Below are 19296 nucleotides of genomic sequence, written 5' to 3' on the forward strand. Positions count from 1 at the left end.
CCAAACCACCTGAGCCCACCGACCCCCGCTCCTAGCATGGTTGGCCGGGGCCCGACCGCCTCGGGAGCACGGTCGGCGGGCCCGGAGTGGGGGCGTCATGGGAGCGGCAGCTGCGCGGGAGATGACTGCGGAGCGGCTCGCGCACGCCCTCGAGCAGGGTGACGTGGTCGTCCACTACCAGCCCTGCTACGACCTCCGTACCGGCGAGATGGTCGCCGTCGAGGCCCTCGCCCGCGTGTACGACGCCGAGAGCGACGAGCTCCTCCAGCCGGCCGCGTTCCTGGAGGTCCTGGAGCAGTCGGGCCTGGTCGTGCACCTCGACGAGATGGTGCTGGCGCTGGCGGCCCGGCAGGTCGCGGACTGGCGTCGCCTGCCCGCCGGCCGGCGGCTGTGCCTGGCGATCAACCTGTCGCCCGCGGACCTCGACGACCCGTTGCTGCCGGTCCGGTTCCGGGAGGCGACCGAGGCGGCGGGGCTGCCGATGGACGCCATCATCGTCGAGCTGACCGAGACCCTGCTCTCGGAGACCGGTCGGGGGCATGAGCAGGTGCTGGCCGAGCTCTCCGCGATGGGCTGCAATGTCACCCTCGACGACTTCGGCACCGGCAACGCGAGCTTCGACTACCTGCGCCGCTTCCACGTCGACGGGGTCAAGATCGACCGCTCGTTCGTGCAGTACCTCGGCACCGGTGGCCGCCGCGACCGGATGTCGGAGTCGTTGGTGCGCTTCTGCCTGTCGCTGGGCGTGCACGTCGTCGCCGAGGGGATCGAGCGGCCGCAGCACGTGGCGGTGCTGCGGCGCCTGGGCTGCCCGTTCGGGCAGGGGTTCCTGATGAGCCGGCCCCTGCCGGCGGCGGAGCTCGAGGAGCTGCTGGCGTCGGACGTCGTACCAGCGGCGCTCCGTCACGACGAGGAGGCGGTGGTCCTGCCCGCGCTCGTCGCGGAGCCCGATGCCCACCGGCTCACGCTCCTCGAGCGGTTCGTGCCGCGCGTGCTGGGCGGACTGGTGGCGCTGGTGCTGGGCCTCGTGGCCGTGCTCGCCGCCGTCGGTCACGAGGACAGCCACGAGACACTGACCGCCGCGGCCGGCAACCGCCTCGCGGCGATCGACTCGCTCGCTGCCCGCGGCGTCGACATGCGCCTCGGTGGGGTGCGGGGCGTCGTCACCGCGTTCAGCCGCAGCGATGCGGTGCGCACGGCGCTGGCGACCCGGGACCCGGAGCGGATGGACCTGGCGCTGGAGACGCTCGCCTCGTCGACGGTGGGGACCTTCAACACCTCGTTGTACGACGCCGAGGGCACCATGCTCGACCTGGCGCCCGCGCAGGCGGAGCCCGTCGTGGTCGGGCGCAATTTCGCCTACCGCGAGTGGTACGCCCCGGCGGGCCGGTCGACGACGGCGTACGTCACGCAGGCCTACCAGCTGATGACCGCGCAGCGCACGTGGGCGATCGCGGTCGCCGCGGCGGTGCGGGACGACCGTGGTCGGGTGCAGGGCTTCGTCGTCGCGACGCTGGCGCTGTCCGGGCTGCAGGCCGAGATCGCCTCCGTCTTCGACCAGTACGGCGTCGAGGTGACCGTCGTCGACCGGCACGACACCACCCTGGCGAGCTCCGCCGGGCGGGTCGGGGAGCAGACCCGCGACCCGCGCCTGCTCGCGGCCCGGGAGGCGTCGGGCCGGGGGACGGACGGGGTCCTCTGGGCGGTCAGCGGAGTGCCGGCCATCGGCGGCTGGCTGCTGGTCGAGCAGGACCGCGACGAGGCCGTCGGCACGGTGGTCGGCCACGCGGACCCCCTGGTCACCGGGCTGCTGGCGGGCACCGGCTTCGTGCTGGTCCTGCTGTGGATGCTCAACGACCGGCGGCGCCGGCAGCTGAAGGCCGAGCTGAGGCGGTCGAACGCCTGGCTGACCTCGGTCCTCGACGCGACCCCGACGCCGGTCCTGGTCAGCGACGTCGACGACCTCGTGCAGCACGCCAACGCGGAGGCCGCGGCGCTGCTGGGCGTGCCGGCCGACTCCCTGCGCGGCCAGAGCGTCCGCAGCTGGCTCACGACCCGGGACCAGCCGTCGACGGGACGCGACGGCTTCTCTGCGACGGTCGTGACCCGCGAGGGCGAGGTCCGGCTGGTCGAGGTCCGGGTCCGCGAGCTCGCCGGTCCGGCCGGCGAGCCGATGCGCCTGCACGCGCTCATCGACGTGACGCCGCACCACGAGGAGCACGACCGCCTGCGGGCCCAGGGCCGCGTCGACCCGCTCACCGGGGTCGCGAACAGGATCGCCCTCGACGAGGCGCTCAGTGCCGCCTCGGCGCCCGGGCGGCCGTCCCAGGCTCTCGTGATGCTGGACCTCGACGGCTTCAAGGCCGTCAACGACGAGCTCGGCCACGCCGCGGGCGACAGCGTGCTGTGCGCGGTGGCCGACGTGCTCAGCGGATCGGTCGGCCCGGACGACACGGTGGCCCGGATGGGCGGTGACGAGTTCGTGCTGGTGGTCCGCCTCGAGCCGGGCGTCACGCACGACGACGTCGCCACGCGACTGCGTGAGGCCGTCCAGGCAACGCTCGACGGCCACCCCTTCGCGCTGCACGTCGGCGTGGGCGTCAGCATCGGCTCCGCCCTCGTCGGTGCCGACGGGCACGATGCCGACGAGCTGCTGCGCGTCGCCGACGTGCGCATGTACGACGCCAAGCGACGCCACGCGGACCGCCGTCCCCGTCGGTGACCCCGAAGCCCTGTCGTTCTAGAACACGTTCTACTAACCTGTGCGGATGAGCAAGACCGCTTCGCTCGCCCGCGTGGGCATCGCCTACCTGATCGCCTTCGTCGCTGCGACGCTGTGGCTCCTCGCCGGCCCCGACACCGAGTGGCTGTGGCTCGACGGACTGATCGCCGACCTGATCGCCACGCTCGGGGTCTTCGTCGCCAGCCGGGTCCTCCACAACTCCAGCTGTTACGACCCCTACTGGAGCGTGCTGCCGCCGTTCCTCGTCGGGTTCTGGCTCCTCGCCGCGCGCGACGTGGCGGGGGTGGACGACGGCCGGACCGTGCTCCTGGTCGTCGTCGTGGCGGTCTGGGCGGTGCGCCTGACCGGCAACTGGCTGTACGACTGGCCGGGCCTGCACCACGAGGACTTCCGCTACCCAGGGGTCCGCGAGCGGGCCGGTCGCTTCGAGCTGCTGGCCGACCTGGTGGGGATCCACCTCGTGCCGACGCTGATCGTGTTCCTGGGGCTCGTGCCGGCGTACGCCGTGCTGGCGCGCCCCGGTGAGCCGGTCAACTGGCTCGACGCGGTCGCCACGGTCACGGGGATCGGCGCGGCGATGCTGCAGCTGGTCGCCGACGCGCAGATGCGGGAGTTCATCCGCAACCGCCAGCCGGGCCAGGCGATGGAGTCGGGCCTGTGGGCGTGGTCGCGGCATCCGAACTACTTCGGCGAGGTCGCCCTCTGGTGGTCGCTCGCGCTGTTCGGCATCGCCGGCGCGCCGGGGGACTGGTGGTGGCTCGTCGTCGGCGGCGTCGCGATGACGGTGATGTTCCAGGCGGCCAGCATCCCGATGATGGAGAAGCGCAGCCTGGAGCGGCGACCGACGTACCAGGACATCATCGACCGGGTGCCCCGCCTGGTGCCGCGCCCCCCGCGGCGCCGTCCGGCGGCATGAGCCGGCCGCGCGTCGTCGTCGCCGGGCTCGGTGACAGCGGCCTGCTGACCGCGATCCACCTCGCCCGTGCGGATGTCGACGTCATCGGTATCTCCAGCAAGCCCGGGCTGGTCAGCGGCCAGGAGCTCGGCCTGCGGCTGGCCCGCCCCGACGCGTGGGCGCGCGACTACCGGATCGGATTCGAGCGCTTCCGGCGGCTCGACGGCGTGGAGCTGGTGCACGACGAGCTGACCGGGCTGGACGTCGGGGCAAGGGTGGTCACGACCCGCCACCGCACGATCGGGTACGACGTCCTGGTGGTCGCCACCGGCGTGAGCAACGGCTTCTGGCGACACCCCCGCTTCCAGACCGAGGCCGACGTCACCGAGGCGCTCGGCTCGGCCCACGACCGGTTGGCGGCGTCCGCGTCCGTGCTGGTCGTCGGCGGCGGGGCGGCGGCGGTGGGCAGCGCGCTCCAGGTGGCGACCCGGTGGCCGGAGAAGTCGGTGAGCCTGGCGTTCCCGGGGGAGCGGGCCCTTCCGCGCCACCACCCGCGGGCCTGGGGCGTGGCGCGTCGGCGGCTCGCCGCGGCCGGCGTCGCGCTGCTCCCGGGGCACCGCGCGGAGCTGCCGCCCGGGTCCGGGGCCGACGAGATCACGACCGGGCCGGTGGCCTGGTCCACGGGACAGCCGGCGAGCACGGCCGACGCGGTGCTCTGGGCGGTCGGCCGGGTGCGACCGAACAGCGGGTGGCTGCCGGCGGACCTGCTCGACGAGCAGGGCTTCGTGCGGGTCGAGCCGACGTTGCGGATGCCCGGGGTCCCGGGCGGCTTCGCGGTCGGCGACGTCGCGGCGACCGATGCGCTGCGCACCTCGGCGCGCAACCGGGCCGACCGGCTGGTCGCGCGCAACGTGGTGGCGCACCTGCAGGGGCGCCCGCTGGCGTCGTACAGGGGGAGGGAGCGGCGCTGGGGATCGGTCCTCGGACCGGAGGCCGACGGGCTGCGGGTGTTCGCGCCGTCAGGGCACCCGTTCCGGTTCCCGGCGTGGTCCGTCGACCGTGTGCTGCAGCCGTGGATCGTGCGCCGGGGGATCTACGGCGGTGTGCGGCGGGGCCGCTGAGCGACCCCGCCGCACCAGGGGTGCGTCAGGTGAAGATGCTGACGCCACCCGGCCCCACCAGGAGTCCGACCACGATCAGGACGACCCCCCACAGAACCTCGCCCCGGAAGAGGCTGACGATGCCCGACACCACCAGGATGACGGCCAGGATCCACAAGATGAAAGCCACGATTCCTCCCTTTCCATGGGGCCTTCCGGCCCGGAAGTGAGGTACCCCGCGATCCCCGGAGCAGACGGTTCATCCAACCTTCACCGGGCGAGCGGGTGCGACGGTCGGCGGTGGGGCCTAGGGTCGCGGTGTCGACCAACCCTGCTCGGAGGACCCTCGTGCGACGCACCCCTGCTGCCCTGATCCCACTCGCCGCCGTCGCCTCGCTCGCGGCCCTCGCCGTGCCTGTGGGTGCGGTCCCGCAGCAGCCCGCTGCCGCAGCGGCCGCCCCCGCGGAGCCGGTCCGGTTCGCGACCTTCAACGCCTCGCTCAACCGCGCGGTCGAGGGAGAGCTCGTCGCCGACCTCTCGACGCCCGACGACCAGCAGGCGCAGAACGTCGCGGAGACCATCCAGCGGGTCGACCCGGACGTCGTCCTCATCAACGAGTTCGACTACGCGCCCGAGGCCGTCGACCTCTTCCGCGACAACTACCTCGAGGTGTCGCACCACGGCTCCACCCCGGTCGACTACCCCTACGCCTTCATCGCGCCCTCCAACACCGGCGTGCCGAGCGGCTTCGACCTCAACAACAACGGCCAGGTCGGCGGTGGCGACGACGCCTTCGGCTTCGGCCTGTTCCCGGGCCAGTACGGCATGGTCGTCTACTCGAAGTATCCGATCGACACCGACGGCGTGCGCACCTTCCAGCGCTTCCTCTGGAAGGACATGCCCGGCGCGCTGCTGCCGGACGACCCGGCGACCGCCGCGCCTGCGGACTGGTACTCGCCGCAGGAGCAGGCCGTCCTCCGCCTCTCCTCCAAGTCGCACTGGGACCTGCCGATCGAGGTCGGCCGGCGCACCGTCCACTTCCTCGTCTCGCACCCGACCCCGCCGACCTTCGACGGCGCGGAGGACCGCAACGGCACCCGCAACCACGACGAGATCCGGTTCTGGGCCGACTACGTCTCCGGTCCGGCCCGCAGCCGCTACCTGTACGACGACGCCGGGGTCCGCGGCGGGCTGCGCCCCGGATCGACGTTCGTCATCGCCGGCGACCAGAACGCCGATCCCGAGGACGGCGACTCCGTCGACGACGCCGTGCTGCAGCTGCTCGACCACCCGCTGGTCAACAGCCGCTTCGCCCCGTCGTCCGCGGGGGCGCCGGAGGCGGCCGCCCTGCAGGGCGGCGCCAACCTCACGCAGACCGGCGACCCCGACCTCGACACCGCCGACTTCGCCGACGGCGCGCCCGGCAACCTGCGCGTCGACTACGTGCTGCCCTCGCGCCGGCTGAAGGTCCTGGGCGGCGGCGTGTTCTGGCCGGCGACCACCGACCCGCTGTACCGCCTGACCGGCGCCTATCCGTTCCCGACCTCCGACCACCGGATGGTCTGGCTCGACGTGCGCTGAGCCGCCTCAGTCGGACGCGCCCAGCTCGTCCTCCGGTACGACGTGCATGGCGGCCTCCTCGGCGCTGGCCGCGGCGCCGTCGATCCCGACGTCCTCGGCCACCAGGTCCTTCTCGGTGTCGTCGCGCACGCCCTCGTCCGGCGCGACCAGGCGTCCGGCCCGCGCGTCGCCGACCTCGATGCCCTCCTCGTCGGCCTCGTGCGGCACCCCGTCCTCGTCCTCGTCGGCCACGGCGGTCGGGTCCGGCTCCGGCACCTCCTCGGCGAGGCGCTCGTCGAGCGGCCGGTCGTGCGCCTGCTCCCACGGCGTGGTGCCGTAGCGCTGGGCGGGGGAGTACCGCTCGGGCGGTGAGTACCCGCGGTCCAGCTCGTCCTCCACGTCGTCGCCGACCAGGGTGTCCTCCGGCTGGAGCTGGTCCTCGTCGTCGACGCTGTAGTCGTCGTACTGCTCGGGGTCGTTCTCGGGGATCTCCGTGCTCATCGGCCTGCAGTACCCCGTCCCGGCCGACCCTTACGCTTGCGCGGTGGAATCACTCGCCCTCGCCTTCTCCTCGGGATGGGCCAGCGGGATCAACAGCTATCTCGTGGTGCTCGTGCTGGGGCTCGCCGACCGGTTCGGCTCGTTCGCGGACATCCCCGACGCCCTCGGCAAGTGGGAGGTGCTGGCTGCCGCGGCGGTGATGTACGCCTTCGAGTTCGTCGCCGACAAGGTGCCCTTCGTCGACACGGTGTGGGACGTCGTCTCCACGGTGATCCGTCCGATGGTCGGCGGGACGGTCGGGGTGCTCATCGCGGGGGACACGAACGCGATCAACGACCTGGTCGGCGGCTCGGTCGGCGGCACGAGCGCGCTCGCGTCGCACGCGATCAAGACGAGCACGCGAATCGCGGTCAACACCTCGCCGGAGCCGTTCACCAATATCGCGGTCAGCATCGGCGAGGACCTGCTGGTCCTCGCGGTGATCTGGTTCGCCGTCAACCACCCGGTCGCGGCCGCGGTGGTCGCGTTGGTGCTGCTCGTGCTGAGCCTGCTGGTGCTGTGGATGGCGTGGAAGCTGGTCCGTCGCGGATGGGCCCGCTTCCAGGCCTGGCGGGCGCGACGCAGGGGTGTCTCGCCGGGCGCCTTGACTTAAGTTCAAGTCTCGTACTAAATAGGAGTCGTGCCGCTCGTCCTCGGCGTCGACTCCTCGACGCAGTCCACCAAGGCCGTCCTCGTCGATGCTGACGACGGGACGGTCGTGGCCCAGCAGTCCGCCCCGCACCCGCCCGGGACGGAGGTCGACCCCCGCGCCTGGCTGGCCGCCGTCGACACCGCGACCGCCGGCCTCCTCGAGCGCGCCGAGGCGGTCGCCGTCGCCGGCCAGCAGCACGGCATGGTCGCGCTGGACGCCGACGGCGAGCCCGTCCGGGACGCCCTGCTGTGGAACGACACCCGCTCCGCCGCGGCCGCCGTGGAGCTGGTCGCCGAGCTCGGCGGTCCGCAGGCCTGCGCCGATGCGCTCGGCAGCGTGCTCGTCGCGTCCTTCACCAGCACCAAGCTGCGCTGGCTGCGCGACCACGCCCCGGCCGAGGCGGCGCAGGTGCGACAGGTGCTGCTGCCGCACGACTACGTGTCCCGCCACCTGTCCGCCCCCGGCACCGCGCCGTTCACCGACCGCGGCGACGCCTCCGGCACGGGCTACTTCGACGCCCGTACGAGCACCTGGCGCCACGACCTGCTCGCCGCCGCCCTCGGCCACGACGCCGACCTGCCCGTCGTCGTCGCGGCCGGCGCCGCGGCGGCCACGACCCCCGCCGGACAGGTGGTGGCCGGCGGCACCGGCGACAACATGGGCGCCGCGCTCGGGATGCCGCTGACGGCCGGCGACGTGCTCGTCTCCATCGGTACGTCGGGGGTGGCCTCGGCCGTCGTACCCGACCCGGTGGCGGACGGCACCGGCACGGTCACCGGCTTCGCCGACGCCGCCGGCGGCTACCTGCCGATGGTCACCACGATGAACGCCGCCGGCATCCTCGACCTGCAGGCGCGCTGGCTCGGCGTCGACCACGACGAGCTGTCCGCCCTCGCGCTCGCCTCCACGCCCGGTGCGGGCGGGGTGACCCTGTCGCCGTACTACGGCGGCGAGCGCACGCCGAACCGACCCGACGCGGTCGGCACCTGGACCGGGCTCACGCCCGCCACGACCCGCGCCGACCTCGCCCGGGCAGCCGTCGAGGCCCTGCTCTGCTCGCTCGCCGACGCGGTCGACGCCCTCGTCGCCGAGACCGGCGCCGAGCCGCGACGCGTGCTGATGGTCGGCGGTGCCACCCGCAGCGAGGCCGTGCGCGCGCTCGCCCCCGCCATCCTCGGCCGGCCGGTGCTGCTGCCCGCGCCGGGGGAGTACGTCGCCCGGGGCGCCGCCCGCCAGGCGGCGTGGGCCCTGTCCGGGGCGGCCGAGCCGCCGGCCTGGCCGCTGCCGACCGAGGCCACCCTGCCCGTCGTACCCACTGATCCGTCGGTGCGCGAGCGCTACGCCGCGCTCCGCGACCGTCTCGCCCAGCCCTGAAGCCCGACCAGTCCGAGGAAGCCACGATGAACCGACCCGTCCCCACCCCCGCCGACAAGTTCTCCTTCGGTCTCTGGACCGTCGGCTGGCAGGCGCGCGACCCCTTCGGCGACGCGACCCGCGCCCCGATGGACCCGGTCCACGCGCTCGAGCAGCTCGCCGCGATCGGCGCCTACGGCGTGAACTTCCACGACGACGACCTGATCCCGTTCGGCGCCGACGACGCCACCCGCGACGGCATCATCGACCGCTTCCGCAAGGGCCTCGCCGACACCGGCCTCGTCGTCACGACGGCGACCACCAACCTGTTCACGCACCCGGTCTTCAAGGACGGCGGCTTCACCTCGAACAACCGCGACGTGCGCCGCTTCGCCATCCGCAAGGTGATGCGCAACCTCGACCTCGCCGCCGAGCTCGGCGCGAAGGTCTACGTCTGCTGGGGCGGTCGCGAAGGTGCCGAGTACGGCGCCGCGAAGGACGTGCCCGCGGCGCTGGACCGCTACCAGGAGGCCTTCAACGTGCTCGGTGAGTACGTCACCGACCAGGGCTACGACCTGCGCTTCGCCATCGAGCCCAAGCCCAACGAGCCGCGCGGCGACATCCTCCTCCCGACCGTCGGCCACGCGCTCGCCTTCATCGAGACGCTCGACCGGCCCGACCTGGTCGGCCTCAACCCGGAGATCGGGCACGAGGAGATGGCCGGGCTCAATGCCGCCGCGGGCTACGCCCAGGCGCTGTGGCACGGCAAGCTCTTCCACATCGACCTCAACGGCCAGAACGGTCCGAAGTACGACCAGGACCTGCGCTTCGGCGCCGGCAACGTCCGCGGAGCGTTCTGGGTGGTCGACACCCTGCTCGCCGGTGGGTACGACGGTCCGGTGCACTTCGACTACAAGCCGGTCCGGCCCGAGACCGAGGCCGGTGTCTGGGCCTCGGCGAAGGCCTGCATCGACAACTACCTCATCCTGCGCGACAAGGTGACCGCCTTCCGCGCCGACCCCGAGGTGCAGGCCGCACTCGTCGAGGCCGAGCTGCCGGAGCTGGCCCGGCCCACGCTGGACGACGGCGAGGGATGGCGTGGACTGGCGGACTGGCCGCTGCCCGACGCCGACGCGATCGACGCGCTCGCCCAGCGCGAGGTGGCGATGGAGAAGCTCGACCAGCTCGCCCTCGAGCACCTCTACGGTGTCCGTGGCTGAGCCTGCCGGCGCCGAGTCGCTGCGGCGGCGCAACGCCGCGGCCGTCGTCCGGTCGCTGCGGGTGGACGGACCGGGCTCGCGGGCCGAGCTCGCGTCCCGGACCGGCCTGGCCAAGGCGACCGTCGGCACCATCGCCGCCGGGCTCGAGGAGGCGGGCGTCGTCCGCGAGCTCGAGCAGGTCCGCAACGGGGAGCGTGGCCGGCCCGGCCTGCTCCTGACGCTGGACGGTGGGCGCCCGGTCGGTCTGGGCTTCGAGGTCAACGTCGAGTACGTCGCCGCGGTGGCCCTCGACCTCGCCGGCACCGTGCGCCGCGAGACGACCCGGCCGGTCCGCGGGCGCGACGTCGTCGCCGCGCTGGCGGGCCTGGCCCGGGAGCTCGCGGTAGACCTCGCCGGCGAGGGCCTGGAGCCGGTCGGCGCCACGGTCGCCGTACCGGGGCTCGTCGACGGCGACGACCGGACCGCGGTGTGGCTGCCGAACCTCGACGACGCCACCGGCACCGCGGTCGCCGACGCCGTCGACGCCGCCTTCGGCTGGTCCGGCCGGACCAGGGTCACCAACGACGCGGACTGCTCGGCGCTCGCCGAGCTCCACCACGGGGCCGGTCGCGGAGCCGCCCACCTGCTGTACCTCACCGGCACCGTCGGCATCGGTGCCGGTCTGGTCGACGACGGCCGGCTGGTGCGCGGCGCCCGCGGCTTCGCCGGCGAGGTCGGCCACCTGCCGGTCGGTGAGCCGGGAGCCCCCTGTGGCTGCGGCCGGACCGGCTGCTGGGAGGCATCGGTGGGCCTGCACGCGCTGCTCGCTGCCGTCGGCCTCGAGGAGGTCGGCACTCCCCAGGAGACCGCGGCGGCGGTCGCCGCGGCGGCCCGGTCCGAGGGGCCGTCGTCGGTCGTCGTCCAGGAGGGTGTGGCGTCGGTCGGCCGCTGGCTCGGCCGCGGCCTCGCCATCGTCACCGGCGTCGCCGACCCCGGCACGATCGTCCTGGGCGGCTACTTCGCGCCCCTCGGCGACCTGGTCCTCGCGCCCGCCACCGCCGAGCTCGCCGCCACCCTCGCGAGCAGCAGCCTCGGCGTACCGGACCTCCGCCTCGGCGAGCTCGGCACCGGCTCCGCCTCCACCGGCGCCGCCGAGCGGGCCCTCGAGGACGTCCTCGCCGGCACCCTCGACCTCATCTGACTAGCCGGCCAGTCGGGCAGGGGCGTCGGTGATGGCGGACCCGAGGCTCGCGACCGGGTCGGTGAAGACCGGCTCCATGGCCATCTCGGCCGCGCCGAGGAGCACGGAGTCGTTGCCGAGGCCGGGCAGGGTGAGGCGCACGGAGTCGCGGGCCGGCATCAGGGCCCGGTCGCCGAGGCCGGCGGTCACCTCGGCCCGGCAGAGCCGGAAGAGCGGCAGGAAGTAGCCGCCGAGGATCACGAGGCTGGGGTTGAAGATGTTGACGACCGCGCCGAGGCCCCGGCCGAGGTCGGTGGCGATCGACCGCAGCTCACGCGGCGCCGTCGTCATCTCGTCGAGGATCTCGCCGAGCCGGGGCACCTGGTCGGGGGAGCAACGCAGCGCCTCGGCGATCGCCGGCGCGCCGACGACCGTCTCCCAGCAGCCCCGGCTGCCGCAGTGGCAGGGCAGGCCGCGCGGGTCGTGGTAGAGGTGGCCGACCTCGCCGGCGTACCCGGCGACACCCTCGAGCCGGTGGCCGCTCGTGATCACCCCGGCACCGACGCCGACGTTGCCGGAGAGGTAGACGAGGTCGTCGACGGCGACCGCCGCACCGCGCCGGTGCTCGGCGAGGGCGCCGAGGTCGGCGTCGTTGCCCAGCGCGATGGGTACGTCGAGGGCGAGCGCCGCGAGGACGATCGAGCCGAAGGACACGTCGTGCCAGTTGAGGTTCGGGGCGTGCCGGATCAGCCCGTCGCTGCGCCGCACGAGGCCGGGGACGGCCAGGCCGATGCCCAGCAGGGGAGCGTCGGCCGGGGACAGCGCGACCACCTGGCGCACGAGGGTCGCGATGGTCGCGCCGACCATCCACGCCTCGGGGTCCTCCGGGATCGGCGCCGCCGCGCGGTGCCAGATCTTGCCGCCGAGGCCGACCCGGGCGACGACCGCGTTGTCGACGCCGAGGTCGACCGCGACGACGTAGGGACCGTCCTCGCGGATCCGCACGCCCGCCGACGGCCGGCCCGCTCCCCGCCGGCTCGTGGCCGGCGAGGAGTGCTCGATCAGGCCGAGCGTGTCGAGCTCGCTGACCAGCGCGGCGATCGTCGAGCGGTTGAGGCCCATCCGGCCGGTCAGCTCGGCGCGGGAGAGCTCGCCGGTGTCGTGGACGTGGCGGAGGAGGGTCCCGAGATTGTGGCGGCGGACGCCTTCCTGGTTGGTGCCCGCGCCACGAGTCGCAGCTGTCATGGTGGCGACATCATCTCCGCTACACGCCCGCCGACGAGCGCCGACGCCGCGAGACCGCGTCGACACTGGCCGCGAGCAGCAGGACCCCGCCGGTCACCAGGAAGTTGATGTAGCTGGCCTGGTTGAGCAGGCCGAGACCGTTGGGGATCGTGGCGATGACCAGGCCGCCGACGACCGCGTCGATCGCCCGGCCGCGGCCGCCGAAGAGGCTGGTCCCACCGATGACGGCGGCGCCGACGGCGTACAGCAGCTCGTTGCCGCCGCCGGAGCCCGGCGACACCTTCCCGGTGTACGACGCCGCGAGGATGCCGCTGATCGCTGCCATGCCGGAGCAGATCACGAAGGCCGCGATCTTCATGCGGTTGACGTTGATGCCGGCCCGGCGGGCTGCCTCGGCGTTGCCGCCGACGGCGTACAGGTGGCGTCCGAAGCGGGTGCGGGTGAGGACGAAGGTCCAGAACACCAGCAGGGCGATGACGACGGGCGCGACCCACGGGATGCCGCTGATGTTGAAGACCAGCGGGTTCGGCGCGCGGTTGCGGCTGAGCAGGGCGGTCAGGCCGAGCACGATGGCGGCGAGGACGGCGATCTGCAGGATCACGAGCAGCAGCGGCTTGTGGGTCAGCTCCTTGCGCACGCGCGAGGTGTGGCGCCACAGCGAGAGGGCCGCGAACGCCAGCACGATCACGAGCGCGACGATCCAGCCCGCCGTGACGGGCACGTTCTTGATCGACAGGCCGCGCAGGACCTCGTCGTTGAAGCGGAGGGATCCGCCGGCGCCGATCAGCTTGAGGGGCACGGCCTGCAGCGCGAGGAAGAAGGCCAGCGTGACCACGAAGGAGGGAATCCCCAGGTAGGCGACCAGCAGGCCGATGGCCAGGCCGATCAGGGCACCGACCGTGATCCCGGCCAGCGTGGCTGCCCACCAGGTCCAGCCGTGGTCGATCATCGCGAGGGCGGTGATCGTCGCGCAGGCGCCACCGGCGACACCGGCGGACAGGTCGATCTCCCCGAGGAGGAGGACGAACACCAGGCCCATGGCGAGGACGCAGATCGAGGCGGCCTGGATGACCAGGTTCGCCATGTTGTACGTCGTGAGGAACCGGTCGTGCAGGCTCGCGAACACGGCGAACAGCACCACCAGGCCGAGGACCGCGGGCAGGGAGCCCATGTCGCCGCCCCGGAGCCGGTTGCCGTAGGCCGCGAGCTCGCCGCGGACGAGCCGCGCCTGCTCACTGCCCCAGCTCGAGCGTCCGGTGGGGCTGGAGTCGCCGCCGTCGGCGGACGGAGCGGGCTTGTTCATGTCGATGTCGGTCGTCATCAGTGTCACCTCAGATGGTCGCGGCGGCGACGTCGCGGATCCCGAGGTCTCCGGAGCGTCCCGCGGTGATCAGCTCGACCACCTGGTTGTGGGTCAGGTCCTTGGCGGGTACGTCGGCTGCGACCCGGCCCAGGTAGAGGGCGGTGATCCGGTCCGCCACCTCGAACACGTCGTTCATGTTGTGGGAGATCAGCACGACGCCGAGCCCGCGGTCGGCCAGGCGCCGCACGAGGTCGAGCACCTGACGGGTCTGGGCGACACCGAGCGCCGCGGTCGGCTCGTCGAGGAGCACGACCTTGGAGTTCCACAGCACGGCCTTGGCGATCGCCACGGTCTGGCGCTGGCCGCCGGACAGGCTCGCCACGCTCTGCCGGACGGACTTGACGGTGCGCACCGACAGGGAGGTGAGCGTCTCCCAGGCCATCGTCTCCATCGTCTCGTCGTCGAGCACGATGCCCTTGCGCTTCTCGCGGCCGAGGAACATGTTGTCGACGATGTCGAGGTTGTCGCACAGCGCGAGGTCCTGGTAGACGATCTCGACGCCGAGGGCGGAGACGTCACGGGGACCGTGCACGGCGACGGGGGCGCCTTCGAAGTGGTAGTCGCCGCTGTCGCGGCCGTAGATGCCGGCGATGACCTTGACCAGGGTGGACTTGCCGGCGCCGTTGTCGCCGACGAGGGCGGTGACCTGACCGGGGTAGACGGCGAAGTCCACGTCGTGCAGCACGTGCACGACACCGAAGCTCTTGTTGACCTTGCGCAGTTCCAGCAACGGGGCGCCGGGCTCGGCTGTCATCGGGATCCCTCCGTGGGAAGCGGGTTTGTTGGGCGAATCAACGAATTGGTGGGCTGGGTCGCGCCCCGGCCGGTCGTGGCCGACCGGGACGCGAGCCGGTTGCCGGGGCTCAGGGGGTGATGCCGGCGTCCGTGCAGAGCTTCTCGAACTTGCCGGTGCAGACGTCGTCGTACGTCATGCTGCCGTCGGCGAAGACCTTGCCGATCTCCTCGGCGATGTTGTCCTTGGAGATGGCGACGGGCTCGAGGATGACCGACGGGACGTCGCGACCGCCCTCGGTGTCCTTCACGGTCCCGGTGGTCGCCGCGTCCTTGCCGCTCGCGATCGCGATCGCCGCCTCGGCGAGCGCGTTGGCCTCGCCGACCGAGGACTTGAACACGGTCATGCACTGGGTGCCGGCCAGGATGTTCTGGAGCCCCTCGACCGTGGCGTCCTGACCCGTGACCGGGACCTTGCCGGCCTGGCCCGCGCCCTCGAGGACGCTGATCGCAGCGCCGCCCAGGCCGTCGTTGGCCGCGAGGACGCCGTCGACCTTGCCGTCGGCAGCGGTGTAGAGCTGCTGGAAGATCTTGGCGGCCTGCTCGTTGTCCCAGTCGGGGACGGCCTGCTCGCCGACGACCTTGAGCTTGCTGTTGGCGTCGAGGACCTTGTGCGCACCCTCGGCGAAGAGGGTGGCGTTGTTGTCGGTCGGCGAGCCGTTGAGGTAGACGATGTTCGCCGCCTTGTCGCCGAGGCACTTCTGCAGGCCCTCGCCCTGCAGCTCGCCCACCGCGACGTTGTCGTAGGAGATGTACGCCGACGCCGACCCGCCGAGGGTCAGGCGGTCGTAGTCGATCGTCGGGACGCCGGCCGCGGCCGCCTTCTCCTGGATCGCCGCGCCCGAGGCGGAGTCGAGGTTCACGATCGCCAGGACCGTGACGCCGTCGCCGATCATCGACTCGGCGAGCGCGGTCATCTTCTCGGCGTCGCCCTCGGTGTTCTGGATGTCGTACTCGACGCCGGCCTTCTTGAAGGCGGCCTCGAGTGCCGGACGGTCGGCGGCCTCCCAACGGACCGAGGACTCGGTGTCGGGGAGGATGACGCCGACCTTGGCCTTCGACGCGTCGCCGCCGTCGCCGCCCTTGCCGCTGTCGTCGCCGCATGCCGTGAGCGTCAGGGCGAGGCCGAGGCCCACCGCGACGACCGCTCCGTAGGTTCGCTTCACTTCCAACCGCCTCCTAGCGATCTCTGGCCGAACGCTCCGCAGAAGCGGGCAGGCCATATGTTGTTCGGAACAACATATTCAGTGACGGCGGTCACGTAAAGAGGTCACAGGTCAAAAGTTTCCGGGCGGACGACGCGAACGCCCGCCGGGAGCTTCCGGCGGGCGTTCGGCGAGGTCTGCAGCGCGGTTCAGGCGGGTCAGGCGGGGTTCAGGCGGGGCAGCCCAGCGCCAGCGCGGCCTTCGCCAGGGCGCCGAGCGACGTCCCGGCGCCGCACTGCACGGCACCGGAGCCACCGATGGCCCAGGAGCGCCAGTTGCCGTCCTTGACCCGCACCCGGTAGTAGCCGTAGTTCTTGCCCGGGAAGTAGTAGTAGGTGCACGTGCGCTTCTGGAACCGGCCGCTGGCCTTGGAGACGCCCTTGTAGAAGACGTACTGGACGTTGCGGCTCGTGGTGTTCGCGACCTCCTCGGTGACCGACGAGTTCGTGGTCGACGTGTGGCTCCCCGAGGCTTGGAGCTGGAGGTTGACCTCGGCGCCGCCCTTCACGAGCACCTTCGCGGCCACGCTGGCCTCGACGTTGACCTTGCTGCTGTAGGTCACCGCGGCGGTGATGACCGTCTGCTTCTCGACGCTCTTGGTGATCGTCCGCCTCACCCCGGGGCCGATCGCGTAGGTCGAGATGTGGGTGATGACGGGGGCCTTGGTGGCGCTGACGATGCGGTAGCGGGCGCCGCCGTAGGTGTTGGGGTTGCACGCGTCGCCCCAGCCGTCCGCGTGCGCCGCGGGGGCGCCGAACGGGAACGCGACAAGACTGACGGACGCTGCCAGGGCGATGACGAGCAGGCGGATGATCCGCTTCATGGGGGTCCTTCCGAGAGGTGGGTGGGACCCGGGTACCACCGTTCGTCGTCGGGCAAACGCGAACGGGTGGGTGGCGCAGCGTCAGCGCGTCGGTACGGCGTACAGCGTGGTGCGCTCGCGGACCGGGCGGTCGATGCCCGCGCCGATCTCGGTGAGCTCGGCGACGGTCTTGGCCGAGCCGTGCTCGGAGCCGGCCATGCGGGAGATGGTCTCCTCCATGAGGGTGCCGCCGAGGTCGTTGGCACCCGCCCGGAGCATGGCGCGGGTGCCCTCGACGCCGAGCTTCACCCAGGAGGTCTGGATGTTGTCGATCCGGCCGTGGAGCAGGATCCGCGCCATCGCGTGGACGGCGAGGTTGTCGCGCAGGGTGGGCCCGGGGCGGGCGACGCCGGCGAGGTAGATCGGCGCGGAGGTGTGCACGAAGGGGAGCGGGACGAACTCGGTGAAGCCGGACGATCCGTTCTCCCGGGCGGTGTCCTGGACGCCCTTGAGGACGTTGAGGTGTCCGACCCAGTGGCGAGGGTTGTCGACGTGGCCGTACATCATCGTCGAGGTGGTCGGGAGGCCGATGCGGTGCGCGGTGGAGACGATCTCGATCCACGTGCGTGCCGGCAGCTTGCCCTTGGTGAGGACCCAGCGGACCTCGTCGTCGAGGATCTCCGCGGCCGTTCCGGGCAGGGAACCGAGGCCGGACTCCCGGGCCTTGATGAGGAAGTCCTCGATCGACAGGCCGGTGCGGGCCGTGCCGTTGACGACCTCCATCGGTGAGAAGGCGTGGACGTGCATGTCGGGGACGCGCTTCTTCACCGCCGCCGCGATGTCGAAGTACGCCGACGCGGGCAGCTCGGGGTCGATCCCGCCCTGCATGCAGACCTCGGTGGCACCGAGGTCCCACGCCTCCTGGGCGCGGTCGGCGACCTCGTCGTAGGACAGCGAGTAGGCGTCCGCGTCGGTCCTGCGCTGGGCGAACGCGCAGAACCGGCAGCCGACGTAGCAGACGTTGGTGAAGTTGATGTTGCGGTTGACCACGTAGGTCACGTCGTCGCCGACGACCTGCCGGCGGAGGTCGTCGGCCAGCCGGACGACGGAGCGGAGCAGGTCACCCTCGGCCGTCATCAGGGTCAGGGCGTGCTCGTCGGACAGGTCGACCTGCCCTGATTCGGCGGCGGCCTCCGCGGCCCGCAGGGCGGCGCCGCCCTCGGCGTGCAGCACCGCGGGCGCACCGTCGATCAGGCCCGTGCGGGCTGCCGCCTCGCCGACGGCGCCCCAGTCGCCGTACACGGAGGCGAAGTCGGACCGACGGTCCTCGGAGCGTCCTTCGTTGTCGACGGCGGCGAAGAGGTCGGTGCGGCCCGCGGACTCGAGGACGACGTCGGGCTCCTGCCAGGGCAGGCCGCTCGGGCGGACCTCGGGGATCGCCAGCCCGTCGGGTCCGGCGAGGGCGGCCACGTGGGCGTGCAGCCGCGGGTCGATCCAGGCCTGTCCGTCGCGGAGCGAGCCGACGACGTACTCGGGATGGACGGTGAGCCGCGCCTTGAGCTCGAACCCGCAGGTCGCGGTGATCGAGCGGAGCCGGTCGAGCGAGGGCCAGGGCCGCTCGGGGTTGACGTGGTCGGGCGTCAGCGGCGACACGCCGCCCCAGTCGTCGACGCCGGCGCCGAGCAGGGCGCGGCACTCGTCGAGGTCGACCAGGTTGGGCGGGGCCTGGATCCGCGCCTTCGGGCCCAGCACGATCCGGGTGACCGCGATCGCGGCGCGGTACTCGGCCAGGTCGAGGTCGTCGACGTGGCGCATCGCGGTGTCCGGCTTGGCGCGGAAGTTCTGGACGATGACCTCCTGCACGGCGCCATAGGCCCGGAGGTTCGCGCGCAGGGCGAAGATCGTCTCGGCCCGCTCGGTCAGCGTCTCGCCGATTCCGACCAGCAGGCCGGTCGTGAACGGGATCCCGAGGCGTCCGGCGTCCTCGAGCACCCGGAGGCGGACCTCCGGGTCCTTGTCGGGCGACCCGAAGTGGGCGAGGCCCTTGGTCTCGAACAGCCCCCGCGAGGTGGTCTCGAGCATCATCCCCATCGACGGGGAGACCGGCTTGAGCCGGTTGAGCTCCTCCCACGACATCACGCCGGGGTTGAGGTGGGGCAGCAGCCCGGTCTCCTCCAGCACCCGGATGGCCATCGCGCGGATGTAGGCCAGGGTCGAGTCGTAGCCCTGCTCGTCGAGCCACGCCTGCGCCTCGGGCCAGCGGTCCTCGGGCCGGTCGCCGAGGGTGAAGAGCGCCTCGAGGCACCCCAGCTCCGCGCCCTGGCGGGCGATCTCGAGGATCTCGTCGGGGGAGAGGTACGGCGCCCGCCCCTCCCGTGCGGCTTGGCCCGGCGTCTCGACGAAGGTGCAGTAGTGGCACCGGTCGCGGCACAGCTTGGTGACCGGGATGAACACCTTGGGGGAGTAGGTGACGACCGCCGGGCGGCCCGCGGCGACCAGGCCCGCGTCGCGCACCTTCGCGGCCGCGGCGCACAGCCGGTCGAGCTCCTCGCCGGTCGCGGCGAGGAGGGCCTCGGCCTCGGCGGGGTCGAGGGCGGCGCCACGCTCCGCACGAGCCAGTGCGCGGCGAATCTGCTGGGGGGTGGGGCCATCGGTCATGACGGAGTC

16 protein-coding genes are annotated in these 19296 nt (G+C 72.8%); 8 read left to right on the plus strand and 8 right to left on the minus strand.

Annotated elements, in window-relative coordinates:
- Nucleotides 1-97 precede the first annotated feature (97 nt).
- From AC2YHB_RS13740 to AC2YHB_RS13750, 3 genes are read left to right on the plus strand one after another with little or no spacing between them, the layout of a single operon-like run.
- Nucleotides 98-2722 carry an EAL domain-containing protein gene (locus AC2YHB_RS13740; RefSeq protein ID WP_179647869.1) on the plus strand — a complete coding sequence of 875 codons (2625 nt, stop codon included), beginning with the start codon at nt 98-100 and terminating at the stop codon, nt 2720-2722.
- 46 nt (nt 2723-2768) lie between these two features.
- Entirely contained in the window at nt 2769-3659 is an 891-nt protein-coding gene (locus AC2YHB_RS13745; RefSeq protein ID WP_179647868.1) for a DUF1295 domain-containing protein, read from the plus strand.
- A complete protein-coding gene (locus tag AC2YHB_RS13750) occupies nt 3656-4759 on the plus strand; it encodes an FAD-dependent oxidoreductase (RefSeq protein ID WP_179647867.1) in 1104 nt (367 codons plus the stop codon). The genes AC2YHB_RS13745 and AC2YHB_RS13750 overlap by 4 nt, the downstream gene beginning before the upstream one ends.
- A gap of 25 nt (nt 4760-4784) precedes the next feature.
- Here AC2YHB_RS13750 and AC2YHB_RS13755 read toward each other — a convergent pair whose 3' ends face one another.
- Complete coding sequence (locus AC2YHB_RS13755) at nt 4785-4928, minus strand: GPGG-motif small membrane protein (protein ID WP_179647866.1); 144 nt, start codon at nt 4926-4928, stop codon at nt 4785-4787.
- Nucleotides 4929-5086: 158 nt separating this feature from the next.
- Here AC2YHB_RS13755 and AC2YHB_RS13760 point away from each other — a divergent pair, with 158 nt between their 5' ends.
- Nucleotides 5087-6319 carry an endonuclease/exonuclease/phosphatase family protein gene (locus tag AC2YHB_RS13760; protein ID WP_218864604.1) on the plus strand — a complete coding sequence of 411 codons (1233 nt, stop codon included), beginning with the start codon at nt 5087-5089 and terminating at the stop codon, nt 6317-6319.
- Between the two features lie 6 nt (nt 6320-6325).
- Here the strand turns inward: AC2YHB_RS13760 and AC2YHB_RS13765 are convergent, their stop codons facing one another.
- Nucleotides 6326-6799: a DUF5709 domain-containing protein gene (locus AC2YHB_RS13765; protein ID WP_036551352.1), complete on the minus strand. Its 474-nt coding sequence runs from the start codon at nt 6797-6799 to the stop codon at nt 6326-6328.
- A 43-nt stretch (nt 6800-6842) separates the two neighbouring features.
- On the opposite strand from AC2YHB_RS13765, the gene AC2YHB_RS13770 reads away from it, so the two are divergent.
- The 4 genes from AC2YHB_RS13770 to AC2YHB_RS13785 are packed head-to-tail and all read left to right on the plus strand — an operon-like array spanning nt 6843 to nt 11243.
- Nucleotides 6843-7451 (plus strand): DUF4126 domain-containing protein, encoded by a 609-nt coding sequence (locus tag AC2YHB_RS13770; protein ID WP_179647864.1) that lies wholly within the window; start codon nt 6843-6845, stop codon nt 7449-7451.
- A gap of 27 nt (nt 7452-7478) precedes the next feature.
- On the plus strand, nt 7479-8864 hold the full coding sequence (gene xylB, locus AC2YHB_RS13775; protein ID WP_487354137.1) for a xylulokinase: 1386 nt from the start codon (nt 7479-7481) through the stop codon (nt 8862-8864).
- A 26-nt stretch (nt 8865-8890) separates the two neighbouring features.
- A complete protein-coding gene (gene xylA / locus AC2YHB_RS13780) occupies nt 8891-10063 on the plus strand; it encodes a xylose isomerase (protein ID WP_487354138.1) in 1173 nt (390 codons plus the stop codon).
- Nucleotides 10056-11243 carry an ROK family protein gene (locus tag AC2YHB_RS13785; protein WP_487354139.1) on the plus strand — a complete coding sequence of 396 codons (1188 nt, stop codon included), beginning with the start codon at nt 10056-10058 and terminating at the stop codon, nt 11241-11243. Before xylA ends, AC2YHB_RS13785 begins: the two co-directional genes overlap by 8 nt.
- Here AC2YHB_RS13785 and AC2YHB_RS13790 read toward each other — a convergent pair whose 3' ends face one another.
- The 6 genes from AC2YHB_RS13790 to AC2YHB_RS13815 form a co-directional block, all read right to left on the minus strand.
- Nucleotides 11244-12467 (minus strand): ROK family transcriptional regulator, encoded by a 1224-nt coding sequence (locus AC2YHB_RS13790; protein ID WP_179647861.1) that lies wholly within the window; start codon nt 12465-12467, stop codon nt 11244-11246.
- 19 nt (nt 12468-12486) lie between these two features.
- Nucleotides 12487-13788, minus strand: coding sequence for a sugar ABC transporter permease (locus tag AC2YHB_RS13795; RefSeq protein ID WP_207006607.1), 1302 nt, complete (start codon nt 13786-13788; stop codon nt 12487-12489).
- Between the two features lie 10 nt (nt 13789-13798).
- Nucleotides 13799-14584 carry an ATP-binding cassette domain-containing protein gene (locus tag AC2YHB_RS13800; protein WP_179647860.1) on the minus strand — a complete coding sequence of 262 codons (786 nt, stop codon included), beginning with the start codon at nt 14582-14584 and terminating at the stop codon, nt 13799-13801.
- A 109-nt stretch (nt 14585-14693) separates the two neighbouring features.
- Nucleotides 14694-15788, minus strand: a complete 1095-nt coding sequence (locus tag AC2YHB_RS13805; protein WP_036551366.1) for a sugar ABC transporter substrate-binding protein — start codon at nt 15786-15788, stop codon at nt 14694-14696.
- Between the two features lie 208 nt (nt 15789-15996).
- Nucleotides 15997-16650, minus strand: coding sequence for a hypothetical protein (locus AC2YHB_RS13810; protein WP_179647858.1), 654 nt, complete (start codon nt 16648-16650; stop codon nt 15997-15999).
- An 81-nt stretch (nt 16651-16731) separates the two neighbouring features.
- Nucleotides 16732-19287 carry a bifunctional FO biosynthesis protein CofGH gene (locus tag AC2YHB_RS13815; protein ID WP_179647857.1) on the minus strand — a complete coding sequence of 852 codons (2556 nt, stop codon included), beginning with the start codon at nt 19285-19287 and terminating at the stop codon, nt 16732-16734.
- Nucleotides 19288-19296: the final 9 nt, after the last annotated feature.

The organism is Nocardioides sp. SRI_004 (assembly GCF_057586415.1).

What these genes read in the sequence shown, in the direction of transcription:
- AC2YHB_RS13740 (WP_179647869.1), top strand. Translation starts at nt 98, where the DNA reads ATGGGAGCGGCAGCTGCGCGGGAGATGACTGCGGAGCGGCTCGCGCAC.
- AC2YHB_RS13745 (WP_179647868.1), top strand. Translation starts at nt 2,769, where the DNA reads ATGAGCAAGACCGCTTCGCTCGCCCGCGTGGGCATCGCCTACCTGATC.
- AC2YHB_RS13750 (WP_179647867.1), top strand. Translation starts at nt 3,656, where the DNA reads ATGAGCCGGCCGCGCGTCGTCGTCGCCGGGCTCGGTGACAGCGGCCTG.
- AC2YHB_RS13765 (WP_036551352.1), bottom strand. Translation starts at nt 6,799, where the DNA reads ATGAGCACGGAGATCCCCGAGAACGACCCCGAGCAGTACGACGACTAC.
- xylA (WP_487354138.1), top strand. Translation starts at nt 8,891, where the DNA reads ATGAACCGACCCGTCCCCACCCCCGCCGACAAGTTCTCCTTCGGTCTC.
- AC2YHB_RS13790 (WP_179647861.1), bottom strand. Translation starts at nt 12,467, where the DNA reads ATGACAGCTGCGACTCGTGGCGCGGGCACCAACCAGGAAGGCGTCCGC.
- AC2YHB_RS13795 (WP_207006607.1), bottom strand. Translation starts at nt 13,788, where the DNA reads ATGACGACCGACATCGACATGAACAAGCCCGCTCCGTCCGCCGACGGC.
- AC2YHB_RS13800 (WP_179647860.1), bottom strand. Translation starts at nt 14,584, where the DNA reads ATGACAGCCGAGCCCGGCGCCCCGTTGCTGGAACTGCGCAAGGTCAAC.
- AC2YHB_RS13810 (WP_179647858.1), bottom strand. Translation starts at nt 16,650, where the DNA reads ATGAAGCGGATCATCCGCCTGCTCGTCATCGCCCTGGCAGCGTCCGTC.
- AC2YHB_RS13815 (WP_179647857.1), bottom strand. Translation starts at nt 19,287, where the DNA reads ATGACCGATGGCCCCACCCCCCAGCAGATTCGCCGCGCACTGGCTCGT.